Consider the following 22,124-nt stretch of genomic DNA (forward strand, 5'->3'; position numbering starts at 1 on the left):
TTGTCTAGACCAGTTTCCCACATCGTGAAGCATGCCGGGAGCGGTACCCGCTCCCGGTCGGCCTCCGGACCGCGGCCTCGGTCCGGCTCGTCGCCCCCCACAGACTGCCTCGCGCCGTTGTCGTACGCGAGCCGTACTCTGGGGCCCATGCAGACCCCGTCGGACCGGCACGAGTACCCCGCCCACTGGGAGGCCGACGTGGTGCTGCGCGACGGCGGCACCGCGCGCATCCGCCCCATCACCGTCGACGACGCCGAGCGCCTGGTCAGCTTCTACGAGCAGGTGTCGGACGAGTCGAAGTACTACCGCTTCTTCGCGCCCTACCCGCGCCTGTCCGCGAAGGACGTCCACCGCTTCACGCACCACGACTTCGTGGACCGGGTGGGACTCGCGGCCACCGTCGGCGGCGAGTTCATCGCCACCGTACGCTACGACCGGATCGGCCCCGACGGGATGCCCGCCACCTCCCACCCGTCGCCCGCCGCCCCTGCCGGAGGGCGCTCCGCGCCCGCCCCCGCCGTCTCCGACGAGGCCGAGGTCGCCTTCCTGGTGCAGGACGCCCACCAGGGCCGGGGCGTCGCCTCCGCCCTGCTCGAACACATCGGCGCCGTCGCGCGCGAGCGCGGCATCCGCCGGTTCGCCGCCGAGGTGCTGCCCGCCAACACCAAGATGATCAAGGTGTTCACCGACGCCGGGTACACCCAGAAGCGCAGCTTCGAGGACGGCGTCGTCCGCCTGGAGCTCGACCTCGAACCCACCGACCGCTCCCTGGCCGTGCAGTACGCGCGCGAACAGCGCGCCGAGGCGCGCTCGGTGCAGCGGCTGCTCGCCCCCGGCGCGGTGGCCGTCGTCGGCGCCGGCCGCACCCCCGGCGGCGTCGGGCGCAGCGTCCTCGACAACATCCGCGCCGCCGGGTTCACCGGCCGCCTGTACGCCGTGAACAGGGCCCTCCCGGAAGGGCTGGAGGAGCTCGACGGGGTGCCCGCCTTCCGCTCGGTGCGGGACATCGACGGACCCGTCGACCTGGCGGTCGTCGCGGTGCCCGCCGAGCGCGTCCCCGAGGCCGTCGCCGAGTGCGGCGAGCACGGCGTGCAGGGCCTGGTCGTCGTCTCGGCCGGCTACGCCGAGTCCGGCCCCGACGGACACGAGCGCCAGCGCGCCCTCGTCCGGCAGGCGCGCACGTACGGCATGCGGATCATCGGCCCGAACGCCTTCGGCGTCATCAACACCTCCCCCGGGGTACGGCTGAACGCCTCGCTCGCCCCCGAGCCGCCCCGCCCCGGCCGGATCGGACTGTTCGCCCAGTCCGGCGCCATCGGCGTCGCCCTGCTGTCGCGCCTGCACCGGCGGGGCGGAGGCGTCACCGGCGTCACGGGCGTGTCCACCTTCGTGTCGTCCGGCAACCGGGCCGACGTCTCCGGCAACGACGTCCTGCAGTACTGGTACGAGGACCCCGACACCGACGTCGTCCTCATGTACCTGGAGTCCATCGGCAACCCCCGCAAGTTCACCCGCCTCGCCCGCCGGACCGCGGCGGCGAAGCCGCTGGTCGTGGTCCAGGGCGCACGCCACGGAGCCGGTCCCCGGGGACACGCCGTACGGGCGACCCGGCTGCCGCACGCGACGGTGTCCGCGCTGCTGCGGCAGGCCGGGGTGATCCGGGTGGACACCATCACCGAACTGGTCGACGCGGGCCTGCTGCTCGCCCGCCAGCCCCTGCCGGCCGGACCCCGGGTGGCGATCCTCGGCAACTCCGAGTCGCTGGGCCTGCTCACCTACGACGCCTGTCTCGCCGAGGGGCTGCGTCCGCACCGCCCGCTGGACCTCACCACCGCCGCCTCGGCGGCGGACTTCCACGCCGCGCTGTCCCGGGCGCTGGCCGACGAAACCTGCGACGCGGTGGTCGTGACCGCGATCCCGGCGGTGGGGGAGGGGCCGGTCGCCGACGCGGCGCTGGCCGAGGCCCTGCGCTCGGCCGCCGCCGCGACGCCGTCCAAGCCGGTCCTGGTGGTCCACGTGGAACTCGGCGGCCTCGCGGAGGCCCTCTCGGCCGCCGCGAGCACGGCACCGCAGACGGCGGCGGCCACCGCACCGCAGACGCCGCCGGCCACACCGCCCCGGCCGCCGGCCGCCGCGTCCCCGGCGGCCGCCGGCCCCGACCCCGCGCCGCCCACCGCGGGCGGCCCGCCCGCCCCCACCACGCCCCCCGAAGGCGCCCACCTCATCCCCGCCTACCCCGCCGCCGAACGCGCGGTCCGCGCCCTCGCCCAGGCCGTCGCGTACGCGCAGTGGCGGCGGGACGCCGCCGACCCCGGCAAGGTGCCCGAGTACGAGGACGTCGACCAGAGGGGCGCCGCCGCGCTCATCGACGGGCTGCTCTCGCGCGGGCAGGGCCTCACCCTCGGCAGCGAGGAGACCTGCGACCTGCTCGGCACGTACGGCGTCCACGTCCACCGGGCCCTGCCCGCCCCCACCCCCGACGCCGCGGCCGAGGCCGCGCGCACCCTCGGCTACCCCGTGGCCCTCAAGGCGACCGCGCCGCACCTCAGGCACCGCGCGGACCTCGGCGGCGTACGCCTGGACCTCGCGGACGAGCGGCAACTGCGCCGGGCGTACGACGAATTGACCGAACTGTTCGGCGCACCGCAGGAGCTGCGCCCCGTGGTGCAGCGGATGGCGCCGCGCGGTGTCGACACCGTCGTACGGGCGGTCATCGACCCCGCCGCCGGAGCCGTGCTCTCCTTCGGTCTCGCCGGGGCCCCCTCGCAGCTGCTCGGGGACATGGCGCACCGGCTGATCCCGGTCACCGACCGGGAGGCGGCCTCGCTGGTGCGATCGATCCGGACGGCCCCGCTCCTGTTCGGCTGGCGCGGCTCGGCGCCGGTCGACACCCCCGCGCTGGAGGAGCTGATGCTGAGGGTGTCGCGGCTGGTCCACGACCACCCGGAGGTCGTGGCGGTCACCCTCGAGCCGGTCGTCGTCGCCCCGCACGGCGTGAGCGTCCTCGGCGCCTCGGTACGCCTGGCCCCGCCCCCCGCCCGCGACGACCTCGGTCCGCGGACCCTCCCGGCGGCGTACTGAGGGGACGCGCGAGGCCGGAGAGCCGGGGGAGCGTGCCGGGGCGGGGCCCCGCGCACGCGGAGGCGCCCCGAGCGGTGCCTCGCAGTCAGTGGTCCCCCGTAGGATGGGCGTCATGGCCAAGACCAGTACGACGACCCAGGGGCTGCGGGCGGCGATCGAGCGCAGCGGCTACTACCCGGCCCTCGTGGCCGAGGCGGTGGAGGCCGCCGTGGGCGGCGAGCCCGTCCGGTCGTACCTGGTCCACCAGGAGACGACGTTCGACCAGAACGAGGTGCGGCGGCACGTGACCGTGCTCGTCCTCACCGGCAACCGCTTCATCGTCAGCCACACCGACGAGCAGGCCGCGGACGACACCTCCCCGACGCCGTACGCCACCACGTCCACGGAGTCGGTCAAGCTCGGCCGGATCTCGTCGATCGTGGTCAGCCGCGTGGTCGCCAACCCGGAGGCGTACACGCCGGGCACCCTGCCCCGCGAGATCGTGCTCACCATCGGCTGGGGCGCGGTCTCCCGCATCGACCTCGAACCGGCCGCCTGCGGCGACCCCAACTGCGAAGCCGACCACGGATACACCGGGAGCTCGACGGCGGACGACCTGAGCCTGCGCGTCAGCGAGGCGGGTGACGGGCCGGAGACGGTGCGCCAGGCGCTCGTCTTCGCGCAGGCCCTCTCCGAGGCGACCGCGGATCAGACACGCTGATGGCGCAGCCCGCACAGCCCGCACCGTCCACGTCCACCGCGCACGCCGCCTGGGACCTCCACCCGCAGCCGCTCCCCCTGGACTCCGCGCCCCTGCCCGAGTACGGGACCGGTTCGCTCGCCGACCTGCTGCCCACGCTCGCCGCGGGGATGGACGTCCCCGGTACGGCCGCCGCGATCCCCGAGCTCACCCCCGCCGACCGGAACTGCGTGTTCCTGATCGACGGGCTGGGCTGGGAGCAGCTGAAGGCGCACCCGGAGGAGGCCCCCTTCATGACGTCCCTGCTGGCCGCCTCGCGCGGCGGCACCGGACGTCCGATCACCGCCGGCTACCCGGCGACGACCGCCACCTCCCTGGCCTCCGTCGGCACCGGCCTGCCGCCGGGCGCGCACGGCCTGCCCGGGTACACCGTGCGCAACCCGGACACCGGCGAGCTGATGAACCAGCTGCGCTGGCAGCCCTGGGCCCCGCCCGGCCCCTGGCAGCCGTACCCCACCGTCTTCCAGCTGGCCCACCGGGCGGGGGTGCACGCCGCCCAGGTCACCTCCCCGGCCTTCGAGAACACCCCGCTGACCAAGGTCGCGCTCAGCGGCGGCACCTTCCTCGGGCGGCTGTCCGGCGAGGAGCGCATGGACGTCGCGGCCGAGCAGCTGGCCGCCGCCGACCGCGCCCTGGTCTACACGTACTACGCCGAGGTCGACGGCGCGGGCCACCGCTTCGGTGTCGACTCCGACACCTGGCGCGGCCAGCTCATGTACGTCGACCGCCTGGTCCAGCGCCTGGCCGAACAGCTCCCGCCGCGCAGCGCGCTCTACGTCACCGCCGACCACGGCATGCTCGACGTCCCGTTCGACGAGGAGCACCGCATCGACTTCGACGAGGACTGGGAGCTGAGCGCCGGGGTGGCCCTGCTCGGCGGCGAGGGGCGGGCCCGCCACGTCTACGCCGTGCCCGGCGCCGCGAACGACGTGCTGACCTGCTGGCGCGAGGTGCTCGGCGAGCAGTTCTGGGTGGCCTCGCGGGACGAGGCGATCGAGGCGGGCTGGTTCGGGCCGGCGGTCGACGAGCGCGTGTACCGGCGGATCGGCGACGTGGTCGCCGCCGCGCGGGACGACGTCCTGCTGATCGCCTCCGAACGGGAGCCGAAGGAGTCGTCGATGGTCGGCAACCACGGTTCGATGACCCCCGCCGAACAGCTGGTCCCGCTGCTCGAAGTACGCTCCTGAGGCCCGCCCGACACGCGGCCCCGACCCCCCTTCCCGTCACCGCCCCGACGTCCCGTCCCCGGCGTCCCGTCCCCGACAACCCAGGCCGAAAGGTGCCCGACTCCCCATGCCCGAGCTGGTGTTCTTCTCCGGAACGATGGACTGCGGGAAGTCGACGCTGGCTCTCCAGATCGAGCACAACCGCTCGGCACGCGGCCTGGTGGGCATGATCTTCACCCGCAACGACCGGGCCGGCGAGGGCAAGCTGTCCTCCCGCCTCGGCCTGGTCACCGACGCGGTGGAGGTCGGGGACGGCGCGGACCTGTACGCACACCTCGTCGACCACCTCTCCCGGGGCCGGCGCGCGGACTACGTGATCGCGGACGAGGCGCAGTTCCTGGCGCCGGAACAGATAGACCAGCTCGCGCGCGTGGTCGACGACCTGGAGATCGACGTCTACGCCTTCGGCATCACGACCGACTTCCGCTCCAAGCTGTTCCCCGGCTCCCAGCGGCTGGTGGAGCTGGCCGACCGGGTCGAGGTGCTCCAGGTCGAGGCCCTGTGCTGGTGCGGCGCCCGCGCCACGCACAACGCGCGCACGGTCGGCGGGGTCATGGTCGTCGAGGGTGCCCAGGTGGTCGTCGGCGACGTCACCGACTCCGCGGACGAGGTCGGCTACGAGGTCCTGTGCCGCCGCCACCACCGCCGCCGCATGACGGCGGCGACGGCCCGCGCGGCGGCCCTGTCCCCGGACGTCCTGCCCGTCACTCCGGCCTGACCCCGCCCGGGGGCGGAGGCGCTCGGCACGGTGCCTTCCCGGGGCGGCCCGCCCCGACGGGTGTGCGGGCCCGGCAGGTGCGGCCCCGACCACCGGTGACGGCCCGCCACGCGGTGGGCGGGCGCGCCCGCCGTCCGCCACGCAGCCCGCAGCCCGCCGGACACGAGCGCTGCTCCGACGGGCGCGGACGCCGTCCGCCACGACGACGAGTCCGGCGGAACGCGAGTGGACGGGCCGTCACCGGAGCAGAATGCAGGGGCGTGTGAATCGGCGTCAGGACGTCGGTGGCCGACTCCCGGGCCGCGACGTCGCCGCGGAGGAGGGGGCCCGGTGCGGACGTTGACGGGTCGTCAGGTGCTCCGCGTCACTGTTCCCGTCCTGCTCCCCCCTGATCTGGAGAAGGCATGAAGCCCAGTTCCCGACGCCCCGTCCGCGGCCGCCGTGCCGCCGCGACGGTGCTGGCCGCCGTCGTGCTCGCCGCGGCGGCGCCCGCGACGGCCGCGGACGCGGGCGCCCCCGGAGCGCGGGCCCCGGCGGTGCCGCTGCGGGTGGCGACCTACAACATCCACGCCGGGGCCGGCGCGGACCAGGTCTTCGACCTCGACCGCACCGCGGAGGCCCTGCGCGGTCTGCGGGCCGACGTGATCGGCCTCCAGGAGGTCGACGTGCACTGGGGCGCCCGCAGCGACTTCGTCGACGAAGCCCGCGCGCTGGCCGAGAAGCTGGACATGCGGGTGTTCTTCGCACCGATCTACGACCTGGACCCGGCCGGCCAGGCCGGGGAGCGCCGGCAGTTCGGCGTCGCCGTGCTGAGCCGCCACCCGGTACTGGAGACGGAGAACCACGAGATCACCCGGCTCTCGACCCAGACCCCCGATCCGGTGCCGGCCCCGGCGCCCGGCTTCGCCGAGGTGACGGTCAACGTGAAGGGCGCGCACGTGCACGTCTACACCACGCACCTGGACTACCGGGCCGACCCCTCGGTCCGCGCGGCCCAGGTGGCGGACATGCTCGGGGTGCTGGCCGCCGACCGCGGACCGAAGGTCCTGGTCGGCGACTTCAACGCCGAGCCCGCGGCCGCGGAGCTGGCGCCGCTGTGGCGACACCTGAGGGACGCCGCCCCCGGAGGCGGCGGGACGTACCCGGCGGTCGACCCGGTCAAGCGCATCGACCTGATCACGGTCTCGCCCGGCATCACCGTGGTCGGCGCCGAGGCGGTGGCGACGCGGGCGTCGGACCACCGTCCCGTGGTCGCGGACCTGAGGCTGCACCGGCGCGGCCGCTGAACCGCCCGCGACCGGGGACGGCACCCCGCAGGAGCCGTCCCCGGTCGCCGCGCCCGCCCCGGCGGCCGCCGGACCGCGAGACGGTTCCTCCCGCGAGGCGGTGCGTCACTCCTGCGCGGAGACGCTCATCTCGCCCAGCAGCGACCAGTCGTCCTGCGGAACCGTCGCGTTCACGATCCGGGGCGTCTCGGCCAGGTGCGGCGGCAGGGTCCGCTGTGCGGTCCTGAAGTGCTCGGACCGCACGTGGGCCGCCCCCGCCTCGTCGTCGCGGAAGGCCTCGACCAGGACGTACTCGGTCGGGTCCTCGACGCTGCGCGACCAGTCGAACCACAGGCACCCCGGCTCCCCGCGGGTGGCCGCGGTGAAGTCGGCGGCGATCTGCGGCCACCGGTCGGCGTGCTCGGGCCGGATGCGGAACTTGGCGGTGATGAAGATCATCGGTCTCCCTCGTCGGTCTTGTGTGCACAGGCGCGCCGGGCGCCGTGGCGTTCGCGGACCGCCCCGGCCTCCGGCCCGGTCGGCGGCGGGGCGCCCGGGACCCCGCGGTTCATTCGACGCCGCTGGGCGTCGGCTGCGGCGTACGGCCGGCCAGAACCTCCGTGAGCCGCTGGGTGCCCTGCTCCACGGCGGCCCTGGTGGTGTCGTGGTCGGCGCCGTCGAGCCCGCCGTTGGTGACCGTGATCGCGTCCGCGCCGACCTGGACCGCGGCGACGTCCAGGGTGAGGGTCACGGGACCGCCGCCGCTGGTGCCCTTCACCGTCACGGTCAGCCCCTGCCGGGCGTCGCCCTCCTCGGGCAGCGGCGCCTCGACGACCTGGACGGTGCGCTCACCGCCGTCACCGCCGTCACTGCCGGTGAGGGTGAACTGGTCGCAGGTGTCGGGCAGCGACCCCAGCCACTGCATCGACTTGTCGAGGTCGGCCTTCCGGTAGGCGGCGACCTGGTGGAGCAGCCGGGAGTCGCCCTCCTGGAAGCCGGTGAGCGCCGACGCCCCGGACGGGCGGCCCAGCAGCGTCTCGTCGTAGAGCGAGTCGACCAGGCGCTGGCAGACGTCGGCGTCGGCCCTCCCGTCGAGGAACACCGCCGCGTCCACCTGTCCGATGAGCAGGGAGTCCCGCCAGGACCGCGGGTCCTTCGCCTGGGTCCAGGCGTCCTCGATGTCCGCCTCGGTGATCAGCGCGTTCCGCGCACCGGTCCCGGTGAGGTTCGAGGTGGGGGAGGCGGACGGCGTGGACGGGGGCGTGGTGGTCTGCGCGGCGAGGGGCCGCTCGGCGACGGTGGTGGCGGTCGCCGGCCCGGCCGCCGGGCCGGCGTCCCCGCCGGAGCAGGCTGCCGTGAGGAGCAGCGTCCCGGTGGCCAGCGCGGCGGCCAGGACACGGGCCGGCCGGGCGGCCGGGTGCGGCGCGGACGCACGGGCCGCGGCCGCGCGGAGCGTGCGGACGTTCGGGCGGGGGGTGGTCACGAGCACCTCCTGGGAACGGGACGGTCGCCCAGCGGCTACGTGCTCCGGGCGGCTCCCCCCTTGCCCCTCCACCGCACCACCGGCCCGCCCGGGTGACCAGCACAGCGGGGTCATACGGGTGAAGACCGGCCGGTGTCCGGCGTCGCCGGCCCGACCGCCCACGGGCTCCCGCACACGGCGCCGGGCACGGACCGCTGCGCGACGTCCTCCCGCCGGGGCGGAGGTGTCCACAATTGATCGAACAACAAGGCGAATACGGCTATGATCTCCGCGGCAAGGCCGTAGCGCAGAGGTCGTCGCGCCCGAGCATCAAGCTGGAGGACGTCGGTTCGAATCCGACCGGTCTTGCCGCCCATGTCGTGGAGGAAAGTCGATTGGCGTCGGTCCGTCCTGGCCGGGCGGAGGGCGATGCCGCCCTCGGCGAGCCGGGCACCGGCGACGGACCGGTGGAGTGGTGATGACGCAGCCGACGCCCGTGCGCTGCCCGGCGATCGAACACCCGGACATCCCGATCGGCGACCCTGCCGGCCTGGATCCGCTGCTGGCCCGGTTGGGGTCGGCGCGAGCGGTGGAGGCCGACGAGACCTTCCCGCTCGGCACCGTGCGCGCGGACGGGCGCGTCGACCTGTGCAAGCAGGGGCTCGGAGCGGCCGGCGCCGCCCGCCTGATGCCCGTCGCCGCCTCCTCGCCGCACGCCCGGCACGTCCTGCTCGGCACCAACGCCATCGGGAACGAGGGGGCTTCGGCGGTGGCCCGGGCACTCGCCGACGACCACGGTCTGCACACGCTCTACCTCGGCTGCAACCGCATCGGCCCGGACGGCGTCGTCGCGCTCGCCGACGCGCTGTCGGCGGACGGCACCGTCCGCGCCCTGTGGCTCAAGCGCAACCCGGTGGGTGACGACGGCGTCCTCGCGCTCGCCGCGATGCTCCGCCGCAACACCGCGCTGCGCACCCTCGACCTGGTCAACACCGGCCTCACCACCGTGGGGCTGCGCGCGCTGCTCGACGCCCTCACCGGCCGCCCGCGCCCGGTGGAACGCCTCTTCCTCGGCGGGAACGGCCTGACCGCCGACGCCGCCGGGCTGCTGGCGGCGCTGATCCGCGAGGCGGGCGTGCGCGAGCTGTACCTGCCCGCCAACCACCTCGGCGACGAGGGCGCCGCCGTCCTCGCGGCCGCGGCCGACTCCGGGCGGCCGGTGCGCCTGGGGCTCGGCGGCAACGGGATCGGCCCCGCCGGGGCGCGCGCCCTCGCCGGCGCCCTGGCCGGTGTCGAGGCGCTCGACCTGGGACGGCCGATGTCGGAGCGGAGCCTCGGCGCCCCCGCCAACGCCACCGGTGACGAAGGCGCCCGCGCGCTGGCCGCCGCGCTTCCCGGCAGCCCGCTGCGCCGGCTCGAGCTGCGCCACACCGGACTCACCGGCCGGGGCGCGAAGTCCCTGCTGGAGGCCGTGCCGGACGACTCGCCGCTGGAGTACGTCGGTCTGGGACCCGGACTGCCCCGGAAGGTGAAGCGGTCCTTCACCCGGCGCCTGCGGCCGGTGACCGGGGCCCATCCCGACCTGCGCGCGATAGGAAGTGTCCACCGGTGAGCCCCCGCCCCGAACTCCCCTGTTTCCCACCGGAGGAGGCGGCGAGCCGGCGGCGGATCCGCCGCTACGCGGTGCCCCGGCGGATGATCGAGCGCGCGACCGAACGCCGCTCGGCCGGTGACTGGCGGGGGGCGTGCGCGGCGGCCGGCGTGGACGTCGCCGTCGACCTGTCCGAGGTCGCCGAGCACTGCGGCCCCGACGTCGCCGCCGCGCTGGAGGACGACCTGCGCCACCTGGTCCCGGACCTGGTGCGCTGGCACCTGCCCCGGGTGCTGGGCGGCTGGACCACACTCGCCACCGACCGGACCGTGGTCCTCGCCCGCTACCGTCCGGTGGGGACGGCCGAAGGGCCCCGCTCCACGCCGTACCTCCACCTCACCACCCCCGCGATGCTGGAGGGCCCGCAGCGCCTCACCCTGCGGTTCCGGACGGTCGCGGACGAGAGGGCCGCCGGCGTCTTCGGGAGCCGGACCGAGGACTGGCGGTACGCCCGGCACCTGTGGGACGCACGGCACACCGCCGAACTGCGGGAGAGGGGCGGCGGCCGCGCACGGCCGCCGTTCCTCCACCCCGACGGCAGGCCGCGCCGCACGGACGAGCTGCCCACGGCCGACCCCGGCCCCGGCGACGCGGTGGCACGGGCCGAGTGGGTCACCCTGCTGCACCAGAAGGGCGAGGTCGAGGCGGCCTTCGCCGCGGCCGGGATCGAGGTCGACCTGACGCCCCCGACCGGCCCCGGGTGGTACCGGGCCGACCCGGAGCTGCTCCTCGGCAGGCTCGCGCTCGACCACACCCGCCTGGAGCGGGAGGTCCGCCGGCTGGCGGACGAGGGCGTCGGGGACCGCTTCCTCGTCGCCGGCGACTGGCGCACGTACGTCCTGCTGCAGCCGGCGGCCCCCGGTGGCCGCGCCGGACTGCGGGCGAGGGCCGTCGGCCGGGACGAGGCCAAGGGCGTGCCCTTCCTCGCGGAAGCGCTCTGGCGCAGGCTCCCCGACCTCGACCTGTTGCGCGTCGGCGGAGTCGAGCCGGAGCACCTGCATCCGCTGGTCCGCGAGGCGCTGTTGCCCGCCCTCCGGGTTCCCGCCGGGACCGGCGGCCCTCCGGGTCCCGCCGTCCCCGCGCCCGTCCGGGTGCGCTGCCGCGGCGAGTGGCACGAGGTGGGCTTCCGCCCGGGCGGTCTGCTCCACATGCCGCACAGCGACGAGGAGCAGCAGCGCGAGCGGGCCCTGCGCGCGTTCGGCGGCGCCGTCACCGGGTGCTTCGCGGTCCAGCAGACGTGGGCGTCGGGGAGCGGCCGGCTGCCGAAGGCCCTGCGCGCCCAGCGACAGGACCTGTTCCTGCGCGCCCAGCACGGCGACACCCACGGCGTGCTCGCACTCCTGGACGCCGGCGTGGACCCCCGGGTGCGCGACGCCCGCGGGCGCTCGCTGCTCCACGTGCTGCACCTGGTCGACCACGAGCTGCTCCTGCCCCGGCTGCTCGCGGAGGGGCTCGACCTCGAGGCCCGGGACGACCGGAACCGCACACCGCTGTACGTGGCGGTCGGCGACGGCGGTTCCAGGGCCCTCGTGGAGGCACTCCTCGCCGCCGGCGCCCGCATCGACGTGGTCGACGAGTCGGAGCTCTCGCTGGCCCAGACCATCCGCCGGTACAAGCGTTCCGACCTGGCCTTCCTGCGGAAGCGCGTACGGGAGGAACACCCGGGCGTCGGCGCCGAGTGGTGGGACGAGTGGATGGAGGAGCGCGAGGAGTACCACGCCGACGAGCCCGACGAGCCCGACGAGCCCGACGAGCCCGACGAGCACGGCGAGCCCGACCGACACGACGACGAGGACGCGCCCTTTTGAACACCGTCCCCACCCCCCGTACCGCACCCGGCCCGCTGGCCGCCGCGGACGACCTCGTCCGCAGGCTGCGCGCGCGGCGCACCGAGCCCGCCGCCAACCCCCGGCTGGAGGCGCTGGCCCTGGCCGTGACGGCCAATCAGCCCGTCCTGCTGTGGGGCGAACCGGGCATCGGCAAGTCGGCCGGCCTGGAGCAGCTCGCCGCCGGACTCGGCCTCCCGCTGGAGACGGTCATCGCCAGCGTGCACGAGCCGTCGGACTTCGCCGGGCTGCCGATCGTCGGGGACGACCCGGCCGGGACCGGCGTGCCGATGGCCCCGCCCGACTGGGCGGTCCGGCTCAAGCGTGCCGGACACGGCCTGCTCTTCTTCGACGAACTGTCCTCCGCGCCGCCGGCCGTGCAGGCGGCGCTGCTGCGGGTCGTCCTCGAACGCCGGGTCGGCAGCCTCGTCCTGCCCGACGCGGTGCGCATCGTCGCCGCCGCCAACCCGCCGTCCAGTGCCGCGGACGGCTGGCACCTCAGCCCGCCGCTCGCCAACCGCTTCGTCCACCTCGACTGGACCCACGACCCCGCCACGGTCGCGCGCGGCATGGCCGGCACCTGGCCCGAGGCGGCCGTCCCCGCGGTCGACCCGGCCAGGGTGCCCGGCGCCGTCGCGCGGGCCCGCGGCGCCGTCTCCGGTTTCCTCACCGCCCGGCCGGGCCTGGTCCACCACATCCCCGCCGACGCCGAGAGCCGGGGCCGGTCGTGGCCGTCCCCGCGGACCTGGGAGATGGCACTGCGGCTGCTCGCGACGGCGTACGCGACCGGCGCCGGCCGCGAGGCGACGGCCGCCGCCCTCACCGGTGCCGTCGGGGACGGCGCGGGCGTCGAACTGCTGTCGTACCTGGAGCACCTCGACCTGCCGGACCCCGAGCGGGTCCTCGCCGATCCCGGGGCGTTCGCCCTGCCCGAGCGCGGCGACCGGCAACTGGCCTTCCTCATCGCGGTGGTCGCCGCCATCCAGAGCGATCCCACCCGGCCCCGCTGGGAGGCCGGCTGGACGGTGCTGGCCAAGGCGGTGGACGCGGGCGTACCGGACGTGGCCGCCCGGGCCGCCACCGACCTCGCGGCGATGCGCCGGCCGGACTGGCCCGTACCCCCCGGCATCGACGGGTTCCTGGACCTGCTGCGGATGTCCGGGGCCCTGCCCGGCAGCCGGTGAGGCCGGCGGGCATGACGACGTCCCGCGAGGCCCTGGACACGACCAAGCTGCTCGCCGCCCGCTACCGGGCGGCGAGCGACCGCCCCTACCTGGCGTCGGCCCTGTACGCCCTGACCGTCGTGCCCTGCCCCGACGTGCCGACGATGGGCGTCGACCGGCACTGGCGCTGCTACGTCTCGCCCGCCTTCGTCGACGCGACCCCCGTGGAGGAACTCGCGGGCGTCTGGGTGCACGAGGCGGCGCACCTGCTGCGCGACCACCACGGCCGCGCCGACCGGCTCCCCGCCGCCGACCAGCGCGACCGGCACCGCGTCAACGTCGCCCAGGACTGCGAGATCAACGACGACCTCCTCGCCGACGGCCTGCGCCTGCCCGCCGGGCGCGTCGAGCCCCGCCTCCTCGGCCTGCCCGACGGGCAGCTGTTCGAGGCGTACCTGCCGCACCTGCCCCCCGAGGTACGGGAGTGCGACTGCGGATCGGGGGCCCACGGCCGCCCGGCGCCCTGGGAGCTCCCGGGATCCGCCGGCCCCGCCCGGCTGGGCGAGGTCGAGGCCCAGGCACTGCGCCGGCAGACCGCCGAGGCGATGCGCGCCCACCAGCGCGCCCGCGGCACCCTGCCCGCGGGCTGGCGGCGCTGGGCCGAGGAGGTCCTGGAACCCACGGTGGACTGGCGCCAGGCACTGTCTGGCGCGGTCCGCGAGGCCGCCGCGTGGGCCGGCGGGGCCGTCGACTACACCTACCGCCGCCCGTCGCGCCGCACCCCGGCGCTGCGCGGCGTCGTCCTCCCGAGCCTGCGCCGCCCGCTGCCCCGGGTGGCGGTCGTCGTCGACACCTCGGGCTCGATGGGCGACGCGGAACTCGCGGCCGCCCTGGGCGAGGTCACGGGCGTGCTGCGCGAGGTCGGCGTGCGGGGCAACCGCGTCACCGTCCTCGCCTGCGACGCCGACGTGCACGCCGTGTCCCGGGTGACGGCCACCGAGCAGATCACCCTCGGCGGCGGAGGCGGCACGGACCTGCGCGTCGGGATCGACGCCGCGCTCGCGGCGCGGGAGCGCCCGGCCGTCGTCGTCGTCCTCACCGACGGATTCACGCCCTGGCCCGACGAGACCCCGTCCTGCCGCCTGATCGCGGCCCTGATCGGCCCCGACGCACCGCACCCCCCGCACTGGGTGGAGACGGTGCGGATCCCCACCTGACGAAGGCGGAGAAGATGACCCCGCAGCCCCCGCAGACCCGCCCCGTCGACCATGAACTCGTCCGGGCCGCGGCCGATGTCGCCCGCACCCGCTGCCGGGGCGACAACCACACCATGGCTGCCGCGGCCCGTGCCCGGGACGGCCGGATCGTCACCGCGGTGAACGCCTACCACTTCACCGGAGGCCCCTGCGCCGAGCTGGTCCTCATCGGGGCGGCGGCCGCCCAGGGCGCCTACGAGCTGGACACGATCGTCGCCGTGGGCGACCGCGACCGGGGGGTCGTCCCCCCGTGCGGCCGGTGCCGTCAGGTCCTCCTCGACTACTTTCCCGCCCTCGGGGTCGTCGTCGGCGAGGGTGACCGCCTCCGCACCGTCCCCGTCACCGACCTGCTGCCCGAAGGCTACGTCTGGGCCGACCACCAGCTCGGTGCCGACAGGACCCCGCCACTCGGCACGGGCTGACACCGCCGGCCGGCGACAGGGCGGGCGTTCCCCGGCGCTGCGCCGGCGACCACGCGACGGGGACGCTCCGCGAGCGCACCGCCGTCCCGGCGGACGCCTCAGCCGATGCGGGCCCCCGCGCCGCCGACGCGGACGCGCGGGTCGCCCGCGCGCAGCGTCACCGTGAGCTCGCCGGGGCGGCCCAGGTCCTCGCCCTGGTGCAGGGTGAGGACGGCGTCCCCGGGGACCAGGCCGAGCTCACGGGCGTACGCGCCGAACGCGGCGGCCGCGGCACCGGTCGCCGGGTCCTCGACGACGCCGCCGACGGGGAACGGGTCACGGACGTGGAAGACGGTGGCCGACTCCCGCCACACCAACTGGACCGTGGTCAGGTCCAGACGGTGCATCAGGGCCTCGAGGCGCGCGAAGTCGTACGCGAGGTCCGCGAGGCGGGCGCGCGTCGCCGCCGCGAGGACGAGGTGGCGGGCGCCGGCGAACGCGACACGGGGCGGGAAGGCCGGATCGAGGTCGGCGGCCGGCCAGTCCAGCGCGGCGAGCGCCTCCCCGAGGTCGGCACCGGCGATCTCCTCGACGTGCGGCTCGACGCTGGTGAGCGTGGCCCTGACCGTCCCGTCCTCCTCGGTCACCTCCACCGGCACGGTGCCGGCGCGCGTCGCGAACAGCAGTTCCCCGGGGCCGATCCGCTCGGCGAGCGCGACGGCGGTCGCGACGGTGGCGTGCCCGCAGAACGGCACCTCGGCCCTGGGGCTGAAGTAACGGATGCGGTACGCCCGTCCCTCCGGGCCGCCGAGCCCCTCCGGGGGCGCGGTCAGGAACGCGGACTCCGAGTACCCGAGCTCGGCGGCGACGGCCAGCATGTCGCCGTCGTCCAGACCGGTGGCGTCCAGGACGACACCGGCGGGGTTCCCGCCGTCGGGGGTGCTGGAGAAGGCCGTGTAGCGCAGCACCTCGGGCCGCGGCGCGTTCGTCGTCATGCTCGCGGCAACAGGGGGCGGACGCACGGCTATTCCCGGACGCGCCGGGGACACCGGCCGAGGAGATCCCGGCCGTGGGGACCCCCGAGCCCGGCGTGATGCCGCCGACCGCAACCGTAACCGTAACCGTAACCGGGACTGCGACCGCGACCGGTCCGTGCCGTCGGCCCGCTCGACGCGAAGCCGTCGGGAGTTCCCGCCCGGACTCCGGTGCCGTCGGCGGGCCTGCCCGGGCCCCCGGGAGCCCGCGCGTCAACGCGGGCCCTGCAGCAGCGCGAACCGCGCCCCCTCCGGGTCCGCCACCACGGCGGTGCGGCCGCGGACGCCGTCGCGGGCCGGGGTGAGGACCTGGCCGCCCAGGTGCAGGACGTGGTCCACCGCGTCGTCCGTGTCGGTCACGGTGAAGTACGTCGTCCAGTGCGGCCCCCGGTCCCGGGGCACGGCGCCGCCCGCCCCGTGGACGCCGGCCACGGGGCGGCCGTCCAGGTGCAGGGTGACGTAGTCGAAGTCCGCGGAGACCACCGGCTCCTCGTCGTAACCGAACACCGTCTCGTAGAACTTGGCCACGGTCGCCGACTCGAACGTCGTCAGCTCGTGCCAGGCGGGGGTGCCGGGCACGCCGGTGACGGCGGCACCGAGGTGCGCGGAAGCCCGCCGGACGCCGAAGACGGCGCCGGACGGGTCGGAGCCGATCGCCAGCCGCCCGGTGCCGGCGACGTCCAGCGGACCCACCCCGATCGTGCCGCCGCGCGACCGCACGGCCTCGGCCGTCCGGTCCACGTCGGCCGAGGCGAAGTAGGGCGTCCACGCGACCGGCAGATGCCGGTCCGGCGGCAGCAGGCCGATGCCGGCCACCTCGCCTCCGCCGAGCAGGGCGCGCACGGAGGGGCCGGGCTGCTGCCGGGGGCCGGGCCGGAACTCCCAGCCGAACAGTGCTCCGTAGAACTCCTCGGTCGCGGCCGGCGAGCGCACCATCAGGCTCACCCAGCACGGTGTGCCGGGAGCGTGCGGCGCCCTGCCGTTCGGGCGGGCGGACCCCCGTGCGTCGGTCATCGTCACTCTCTTCTCGGCCGCCCTCGCGGTGGCCGTGCTCTTCTCGGCCCCGGCGGGGGCGTGCCGCGTCCGCTCCGCGGGACGTCCCCGTGCCGGTCCCACCGGCCGTGGTCCGCGTGCTCCCGTGCGACGCGCCCGCCGACGGACCCTGTTCCCGGAGGATGCCCGATACGCGGGTCGTCGTCCTTTCCGGCGCGCTGGCCGACGGGTGTCGATCGGTTGTACAGCATGTGCCCGGTCCTGTACGCGTCGTGACCGGGGCCGTCCGGCCGAGCAGAGTAGCCGCACCCGGGCGGCTCGGCCACCCCGTGCGCGAGGATGGTGGCCATGAACGCCACCATCTCCGCATCCGAGCTCGCGCGTGAACTGACGGCCGGGAACCCTCCGGTGCTGCTCGACGTCCGCTGGCAGCTCGGCACGGCCAGGGCGGCCGGTGAGCCGCCGTTCGACGGACGGGCCGCGTACCGGGCCGGGCACCTGCCCGGCGCCGTCTTCGTGGACCTGGACAGGGAGTTGGCGTCCGCGCCGGGCGTGCACGGGCGCCATCCGCTGCCCGGTCTCGCCGAGTTCGGCGCCGCGATGCGACGGGCGGGCGTGTCGTCGGGGACACCGGTGGTCGTCTACGACGGGGGCATGGGCTGGGGCGCCGCCCGCGCGTGGTGGCTGCTGCGGTGGACGGGTCACCCGGACGTGCGGGTCCTCGACGGCGGGTTGCCGTCCTGGGAGGGGCCGTTGGAGACCTCGCAGCCGGCACCGGCCGAGGGCGACTTCGTCCCCGTGCCGTCGGCGGCCGGGCTGCTCGACGCCGACGGCGCGGCCGCGCTGGCCCGCTCGGGGGTGCTGCTGGACGCGCGCGCGGGGGAGCGGTACCGCGGCGAGGTGGAGCCGATCGACCGGGTCGGCGGGCACATCCCCGGCGCGGTCTCGGCGCCCACGACGGAGAACGTCGGCCCGGACGGCCGCTTCCTGCCCGCCGGGGAACTGCGCGCGCGCTTCGGGAGGCTGGGCGTGTCCGGGGACACGCCGGTCGGGGTGTACTGCGGTTCGGGCGTCTCCGCGGCCCACGAGGTGCTGGCGCTGGCGGTCGCGGGCATCCCGGCGGCGCTGTACGTCGGTTCCTGGTCCGAGTGGTCGTCGGACCCGGAGCGTCCGGTCGCGGTGGGTCCCGACCCGCAGTAGCCGGAAACGGGAAGGGGGCGCTCACCACACGGTGAACGCCCCCTTCCGCTCCTGCTACTCCTGCTTCTTGCGCCGCGTCCCGAACACGATCTCGTCCCAGCTCGGCACCGCCGCACGGCGGCCCGGCCGGACGCCGTCCGCCTCGGCCTGACGGTCGGTGGCGCCGATGAGACGGTCCCGGTGACTGCCGACCGAACGGGGCATGAGCACGTCCGCGTAGGCGGAGCCGGCCGAGGCCGCGGGAGCCGGCGGCTCCTCCGCCTCGGGCTCGGTGTCGGGCTCCTCGGGGTCGGACTCGGGTGCCCGCTCGGGGACGACCAGGTCGCCCCGGAAGCTCGGCACCGCCTCCAGCAGGCTGGTCAGCGAGTCCCGTTCGCCGGAGGCCGTGGCGGTGGTCTCCTCGGGGGGCTCGGACGCCTGCGCGGGCAGGCTCGGCCGCTCGCGGTCGCCGGAACGGTCCAGCGGGCGGTCGCGCGGCAGCCGCGCGATGCGCGGCACGAACGGGAAGCTGGGCTCGGGCGCGGCGAGGTCGTCGGACTCGCCGATCAGCGAGCGCGCCTCGTCGTCGACGGCCTGGACGAGCCGCCGGGGCGGGTCGTACGTCCAGCTCGCCGAGTGCGGTTCGCCCGCCACCCGGTAGACCAGCAGCACTTCCCAGGTGCCGTCGTCGCGGCGCCAGGAGTCCCACTGGACGGTGTCCTTCTCCGCGCCGCGCAGCAGCAGCCGCTCCTGAACCGCCTCGCCCAGCGGGGGACCGGAGTTCTCGCCGGGCCGGCGGACCGGGGTCTTGCGGGCGCGTTCGGCCATGAAGGCGCGCTCGGCGAGGACGGGGCCCTCGAAGCGGCGCACGCGGTCCACGGGGATGCCGGCCATCTGCGCGACCTCCTCCGCGGTCGCGCCGGCTCTTATACGCGCCTGGATGTCGCGGGGGCGGAGGTGGCTCTCCACCTCGATCTCGATCTGGCCGAGGCGGGGACGGTCGCCGCGCACGGCGGCGCGGAGCCGTTCGTCGATCGGAAGCGTGTACTCCGTGCTGTCCGCAGCCTTCAGCACCAGCCGTGTGCCGTCATTCGAGACGGCCACGACACGCAGTTCGGGCATGGGGACCTCCCGGGTGGTGCCTGCCGACGTCACGTGCGTCGCTGCTTCCGCTAGTCGAGTGTGGCCTGCCCGGGTGCAGCCTGCCACAACCTTGCCGAGTTGCCCGGCGTGTCGGGCACGGGCCCTGGATCGCCGTTATGGCACGGTTACCTGTTCGCAACGCTGAGTGACCAACTGCTTCACCCTGTGCAACTAGCCCCCTCCCGGCGGTCCTCGCGGGACCCGGGCACCCTGACGGGAGACCGGACCCAGGGCTCGCCACAGTACTCCATTCGGGCCACCGGCGTGGATGGGCACGCCGTCCGGCTTCCGGCAAGAAGCGTTACTCGGCCTTGATTACCCGGCTGTCCCGATCTTGAACGTGGGGAACTTCACGCAAGCGCCGGAAACGGGATCAACGGATCCCGGCCGGGCTACGCCCCCAGGACCCTGCGCAGGTAGGCGTTCCCGAACCGGCGTTCCGGATCCAGCCGGTCCCGGAGCGCCGTGAACTCGGCGAAGCGCGGATACGCCCGGGAGAGGTACTCGGCGTCCCGCGTGTGGATCTTCCCCCAATGGGGCCGCCCCCCGTGCGCGGTGAAGATGCGCTCGGCCGCGGTGAAGTACGCCTGATAGGGGGTGCCCCTGAACATGTGGACGGCGATGTACGCGCTGTCCCGCCCGGACGCCGTGGACAGGGTGATGTCGTCGGCCGGGGCGGTGCGCACCTCGACGGGGAAGCCGACCCGCAGGGGCGAGCGGTCGACCGTCGCCTTGAGCTCCCGCAGCGTCTCCACCAGGGCCTCGCGCGGCACGGCGTACTCCATCTCCACGAAGCGCACCCGGCGCGGGGACGTGAACACCTTGTAGGGGATGTCGGTGTAGGTCCGCGCGGACAGCGCCCTGCTGGAGATCCGCGCGATGGCCGGGACGGTCGCGGGCGCCGCGCGGCCGATCCAGTTGGCCACCTGGAAGACGCCGTTGGAGAGGAACTCGTCCTCGAACCAGCCCTTGAGCGGCGGCACCGGCCGTTCCGGACCCGCGCTGCGGTTGTTGCGCTTGGTGTTGGTGTTGCCGGTGTGCGGGAACCAGTAGAACTCGAAGTGCTCGTTCTCGGCGTGCAGTTGGTCGAACTCGGCGCAGACCCGGTCGAAGGGCATCGGCTCCTCGCGGGCCGTGAGCAGGAAGAGCGGCTCCACCGCGAAGGTGATAGCGGTGATCACGCCGAGGGCGCCGAGGCCGATGCGGGCGGCGGCGAAGACCTCCGGGTTCTCCTCCTCGGAGCAGGTGAGCACCGAACCGTCGGCGGTGACCAGCTCCAGCCCCCTGATCTGGGCGGCGATGGAGGCGGAGTCGCGGCCCGTGCCGTGGGTGCCGGTGCTGGTGGCCCCGGAGACCGTCTGCTCCATGATGTCGCCCATGTTGGCCAGCGACAGGCCCTCGCGCGCCAGGGCCACGTTGAGCCTCTTGAGCGGGGTGCCGGCCTCGACCGTGACGGTGCCGGCCGCGCGGTCGACGTCGCGTATGCCGGTCAGCAGGTGAGGCCGGATCAGCACGCCGTCGGTGGCGGCTATGGAGGTGAAGGAGTGCCCGGTGCCCACCGGCTTCACCGGCAGCCCGTCCTCGGCGGCCCGGCGCACGGCGGCGGCCAGTTCGTCGACCGAGGCGGGCGCGACCTCCCGCGCGGGACGGGCGGAGACGTTGCCTCCCCAGTTACGCCACGTGCCGTTCTTCGCGCTCGTCGTGCTGCCCAACGGAGCCTCCCCGACCCGGAGCCGGCCGCTTGAGCCGGCGGTAACCGAGGAAACCGACCGCGACCGCGACGGCCCCGGACACCGCCGGGACCCCGTACCCCGCCCGCGCCCCGGCCGCGTCGATCACCCAGCCGGCCACGGAGGAGCCGAGCGCGACGCCGACCGCGAGTCCGGTGCTCACCCAGGTCATGCCCTCGGTGAGCTGCGCGCGCGGTACGTGCTCTTCGATGAGGGACATCGTCGTGATCATCGTGGGGGCGATGGACAGACCCGCAACGAACAGCGCCACGGCCAGAAACGGCAGGTTCCCGACCAGTAGGAGGGGGATCATACTCACGGCCATCGCGCACACGCCCAGCAGCCAGCGGAGTTCCGCCGCCCCCGCGAAGCGCAGCAGCCCGAACACGAGGCCCGCCACGCAGGAGCCCAGCGCGTACACGGCGAGCACCACGCTGGCGGCGGCCTTGTGCCCCTCCTCCTCCGCGAAGGCCACGGTGACCACGTCGACGGCGCCGAAGATCGCCCCCGTCGCCACGAACGTCGCGACCAGGACCTGCAGGCCCGCGGAGCGCAGCGCGGTGCCGCCGCCGGTGTGCTCGCGCGGATGCGGCTCGGGCTCGGTGGCGCGCTGTGCGGTCAGCCAGAAGACGCCCGCCGCCAGGAAGCACGCCGCGAGCAGCGGACCGGCCTCCGGGAACCAGGCCGTGGACAGCCCGATGGAGACGATCGGCCCGAAGATGAAGCAGATCTCGTCCACCACGGACTCGAAGGAGTACGCGGTGTGCAGGCGCGGGGTGCCCCGGTACAGGGCGGCCCAGCGGGCCCGGATCATCGCGCCGACGCTCGGTACGCAGCCGATGCCGACGCAGGCGGCGAACAGCACCCACTCGGGCCAGCCGTAGTGCGCGGCGCACAGCAGCAGCGCCGCGGCGGCGAGCGAGATCAGCGTCGCCGGGCGCAGCACCCGCCGCTGGCCGTACCGGTCCACCAGGCGGGAGACCTGCGGGCCGGCCACGGCGGCGGCCAGCGCGATGGTGGCCGACAGGGCGCCGGCCAGGCCGTAGCGCCCGGTGAGCTGGGAGATCATGGTCACCACGCCGATGCCCATCATGGACAGCGGCATCCGGCCGAGGAACCCCGCGGCGGAGAAGGCCTTGCTGCCGGGGGCGGCGAACAGGGCGCGATAAGGGCTGGGCACGGGGTCTCCGAAGGTCTCAGTAAGGTGCGACCGCAGTCGGTACAGCTTACTGGTTAGGTCACCCTAACGCACCGGGG

At 75.5% G+C, this 22,124-nt stretch carries 19 protein-coding genes; 12 read left to right on the forward strand and 7 right to left on the reverse strand.

Going from position 1 to position 22,124, the window contains the following annotated elements; all coding sequences use genetic code 11:
* Positions 1-147 precede the first annotated feature (147 nt).
* The 5 genes from GL259_RS28585 (at position 148) to GL259_RS28605 (ending at position 7,050) form a co-directional block, all read left to right on the forward strand.
* Positions 148-3,081 carry a GNAT family N-acetyltransferase gene (locus tag GL259_RS28585; RefSeq protein ID WP_159536169.1) on the forward strand — a complete coding sequence of 978 codons (2,934 nt, stop codon included), beginning with the start codon at positions 148-150 and terminating at the stop codon, positions 3,079-3,081.
* Between the two features lie 112 nt (positions 3,082-3,193).
* Entirely contained in the window at positions 3,194-3,781 is a 588-nt protein-coding gene (locus GL259_RS28590) for a DUF5998 family protein (RefSeq protein ID WP_159536170.1), read from the forward strand.
* Positions 3,781-5,007: a nucleotide pyrophosphatase/phosphodiesterase family protein gene (locus GL259_RS28595; protein ID WP_159536171.1), complete on the forward strand. Its 1,227-nt coding sequence runs from the start codon at positions 3,781-3,783 to the stop codon at positions 5,005-5,007. The genes GL259_RS28590 and GL259_RS28595 overlap by 1 nt, the downstream gene beginning before the upstream one ends.
* 106 nt (positions 5,008-5,113) lie before the next feature.
* On the forward strand, positions 5,114-5,764 hold the full coding sequence (locus GL259_RS28600) for a thymidine kinase (protein ID WP_159536172.1): 651 nt from the start codon (positions 5,114-5,116) through the stop codon (positions 5,762-5,764).
* 404 nt (positions 5,765-6,168) lie between these two features.
* Positions 6,169-7,050: an endonuclease/exonuclease/phosphatase family protein gene (locus tag GL259_RS28605; RefSeq protein ID WP_159536173.1), complete on the forward strand. Its 882-nt coding sequence runs from the start codon at positions 6,169-6,171 to the stop codon at positions 7,048-7,050.
* A 105-nt stretch (positions 7,051-7,155) separates the two neighbouring features.
* Here the strand turns inward: GL259_RS28605 and GL259_RS28610 are convergent, their stop codons facing one another.
* Positions 7,156-7,488, reverse strand: a complete 333-nt coding sequence (locus GL259_RS28610; protein WP_159536174.1) for a putative quinol monooxygenase — start codon at positions 7,486-7,488, stop codon at positions 7,156-7,158.
* Between the two features lie 109 nt (positions 7,489-7,597).
* Complete coding sequence (locus GL259_RS28615; RefSeq protein ID WP_159539049.1) at positions 7,598-8,422, reverse strand: hypothetical protein; 825 nt, start codon at positions 8,420-8,422, stop codon at positions 7,598-7,600.
* Between the two features lie 323 nt (positions 8,423-8,745).
* Between GL259_RS28615 and GL259_RS28620 the strand changes: the two genes are divergently transcribed.
* Genes GL259_RS28620 through GL259_RS28645 form a run of 6 tightly spaced genes read left to right on the forward strand, consistent with a single transcriptional unit; the run spans position 8,746 to position 14,809 of the window.
* On the forward strand, positions 8,746-8,970 hold the full coding sequence (locus GL259_RS28620) for a hypothetical protein (protein ID WP_159536175.1): 225 nt from the start codon (positions 8,746-8,748) through the stop codon (positions 8,968-8,970).
* Positions 8,970-10,103, forward strand: coding sequence for a gala protein (locus tag GL259_RS28625; RefSeq protein WP_159536176.1), 1,134 nt, complete (start codon positions 8,970-8,972; stop codon positions 10,101-10,103). The genes GL259_RS28620 and GL259_RS28625 overlap by 1 nt, the downstream gene beginning before the upstream one ends.
* Positions 10,100-11,950 (forward strand): ankyrin repeat domain-containing protein, encoded by a 1,851-nt coding sequence (locus GL259_RS28630; protein WP_159536177.1) that lies wholly within the window; start codon positions 10,100-10,102, stop codon positions 11,948-11,950. Before GL259_RS28625 ends, GL259_RS28630 begins: the two co-directional genes overlap by 4 nt.
* Positions 11,947-13,152, forward strand: coding sequence for an AAA family ATPase (locus GL259_RS28635; protein WP_159536178.1), 1,206 nt, complete (start codon positions 11,947-11,949; stop codon positions 13,150-13,152). Before GL259_RS28630 ends, GL259_RS28635 begins: the two co-directional genes overlap by 4 nt.
* Positions 13,153-13,163: 11 nt before the next feature.
* The gene (locus GL259_RS28640) at positions 13,164-14,348 is read left to right on the forward strand and encodes a VWA-like domain-containing protein (protein WP_159536179.1); all 1,185 of its coding nucleotides are present in this window, start codon (positions 13,164-13,166) and stop codon (positions 14,346-14,348) included.
* Between the two features lie 14 nt (positions 14,349-14,362).
* Entirely contained in the window at positions 14,363-14,809 is a 447-nt protein-coding gene (locus GL259_RS28645) for a cytidine deaminase (protein WP_159536180.1), read from the forward strand.
* Positions 14,810-14,907: 98 nt separating this feature from the next.
* Here the strand turns inward: GL259_RS28645 and GL259_RS28650 are convergent, their stop codons facing one another.
* Entirely contained in the window at positions 14,908-15,783 is an 876-nt protein-coding gene (locus GL259_RS28650) for a PhzF family phenazine biosynthesis isomerase (RefSeq protein ID WP_159536181.1), read from the reverse strand.
* A gap of 252 nt (positions 15,784-16,035) precedes the next feature.
* Positions 16,036-16,836, reverse strand: coding sequence for a VOC family protein (locus tag GL259_RS28655; RefSeq protein WP_159536182.1), 801 nt, complete (start codon positions 16,834-16,836; stop codon positions 16,036-16,038).
* A 327-nt stretch (positions 16,837-17,163) separates the two neighbouring features.
* Between GL259_RS28655 and GL259_RS28660 the strand changes: the two genes are divergently transcribed.
* Positions 17,164-18,015, forward strand: a complete 852-nt coding sequence (locus GL259_RS28660) for a sulfurtransferase (RefSeq protein WP_159536183.1) — start codon at positions 17,164-17,166, stop codon at positions 18,013-18,015.
* Between the two features lie 54 nt (positions 18,016-18,069).
* Here the strand turns inward: GL259_RS28660 and sepH are convergent, their stop codons facing one another.
* The 3 genes from sepH to GL259_RS28675 form a co-directional block, all read right to left on the reverse strand.
* Entirely contained in the window at positions 18,070-19,116 is a 1,047-nt protein-coding gene (gene sepH / locus GL259_RS28665) for a septation protein SepH (protein ID WP_159536184.1), read from the reverse strand.
* A 413-nt stretch (positions 19,117-19,529) separates the two neighbouring features.
* Positions 19,530-20,849 carry a D-arabinono-1,4-lactone oxidase gene (locus tag GL259_RS28670; protein WP_159536185.1) on the reverse strand — a complete coding sequence of 440 codons (1,320 nt, stop codon included), beginning with the start codon at positions 20,847-20,849 and terminating at the stop codon, positions 19,530-19,532.
* Positions 20,809-22,047: an MFS transporter gene (locus tag GL259_RS28675; protein WP_159536186.1), complete on the reverse strand. Its 1,239-nt coding sequence runs from the start codon at positions 22,045-22,047 to the stop codon at positions 20,809-20,811. The genes GL259_RS28670 and GL259_RS28675 overlap by 41 nt, the downstream gene beginning before the upstream one ends.
* Positions 22,048-22,124: the final 77 nt, after the last annotated feature.

The organism is Streptomyces sp. Tu 3180 (assembly GCF_009852415.1).
In the GTDB taxonomy this organism is placed as follows: domain Bacteria; phylum Actinomycetota; class Actinomycetes; order Streptomycetales; family Streptomycetaceae; genus Streptomyces.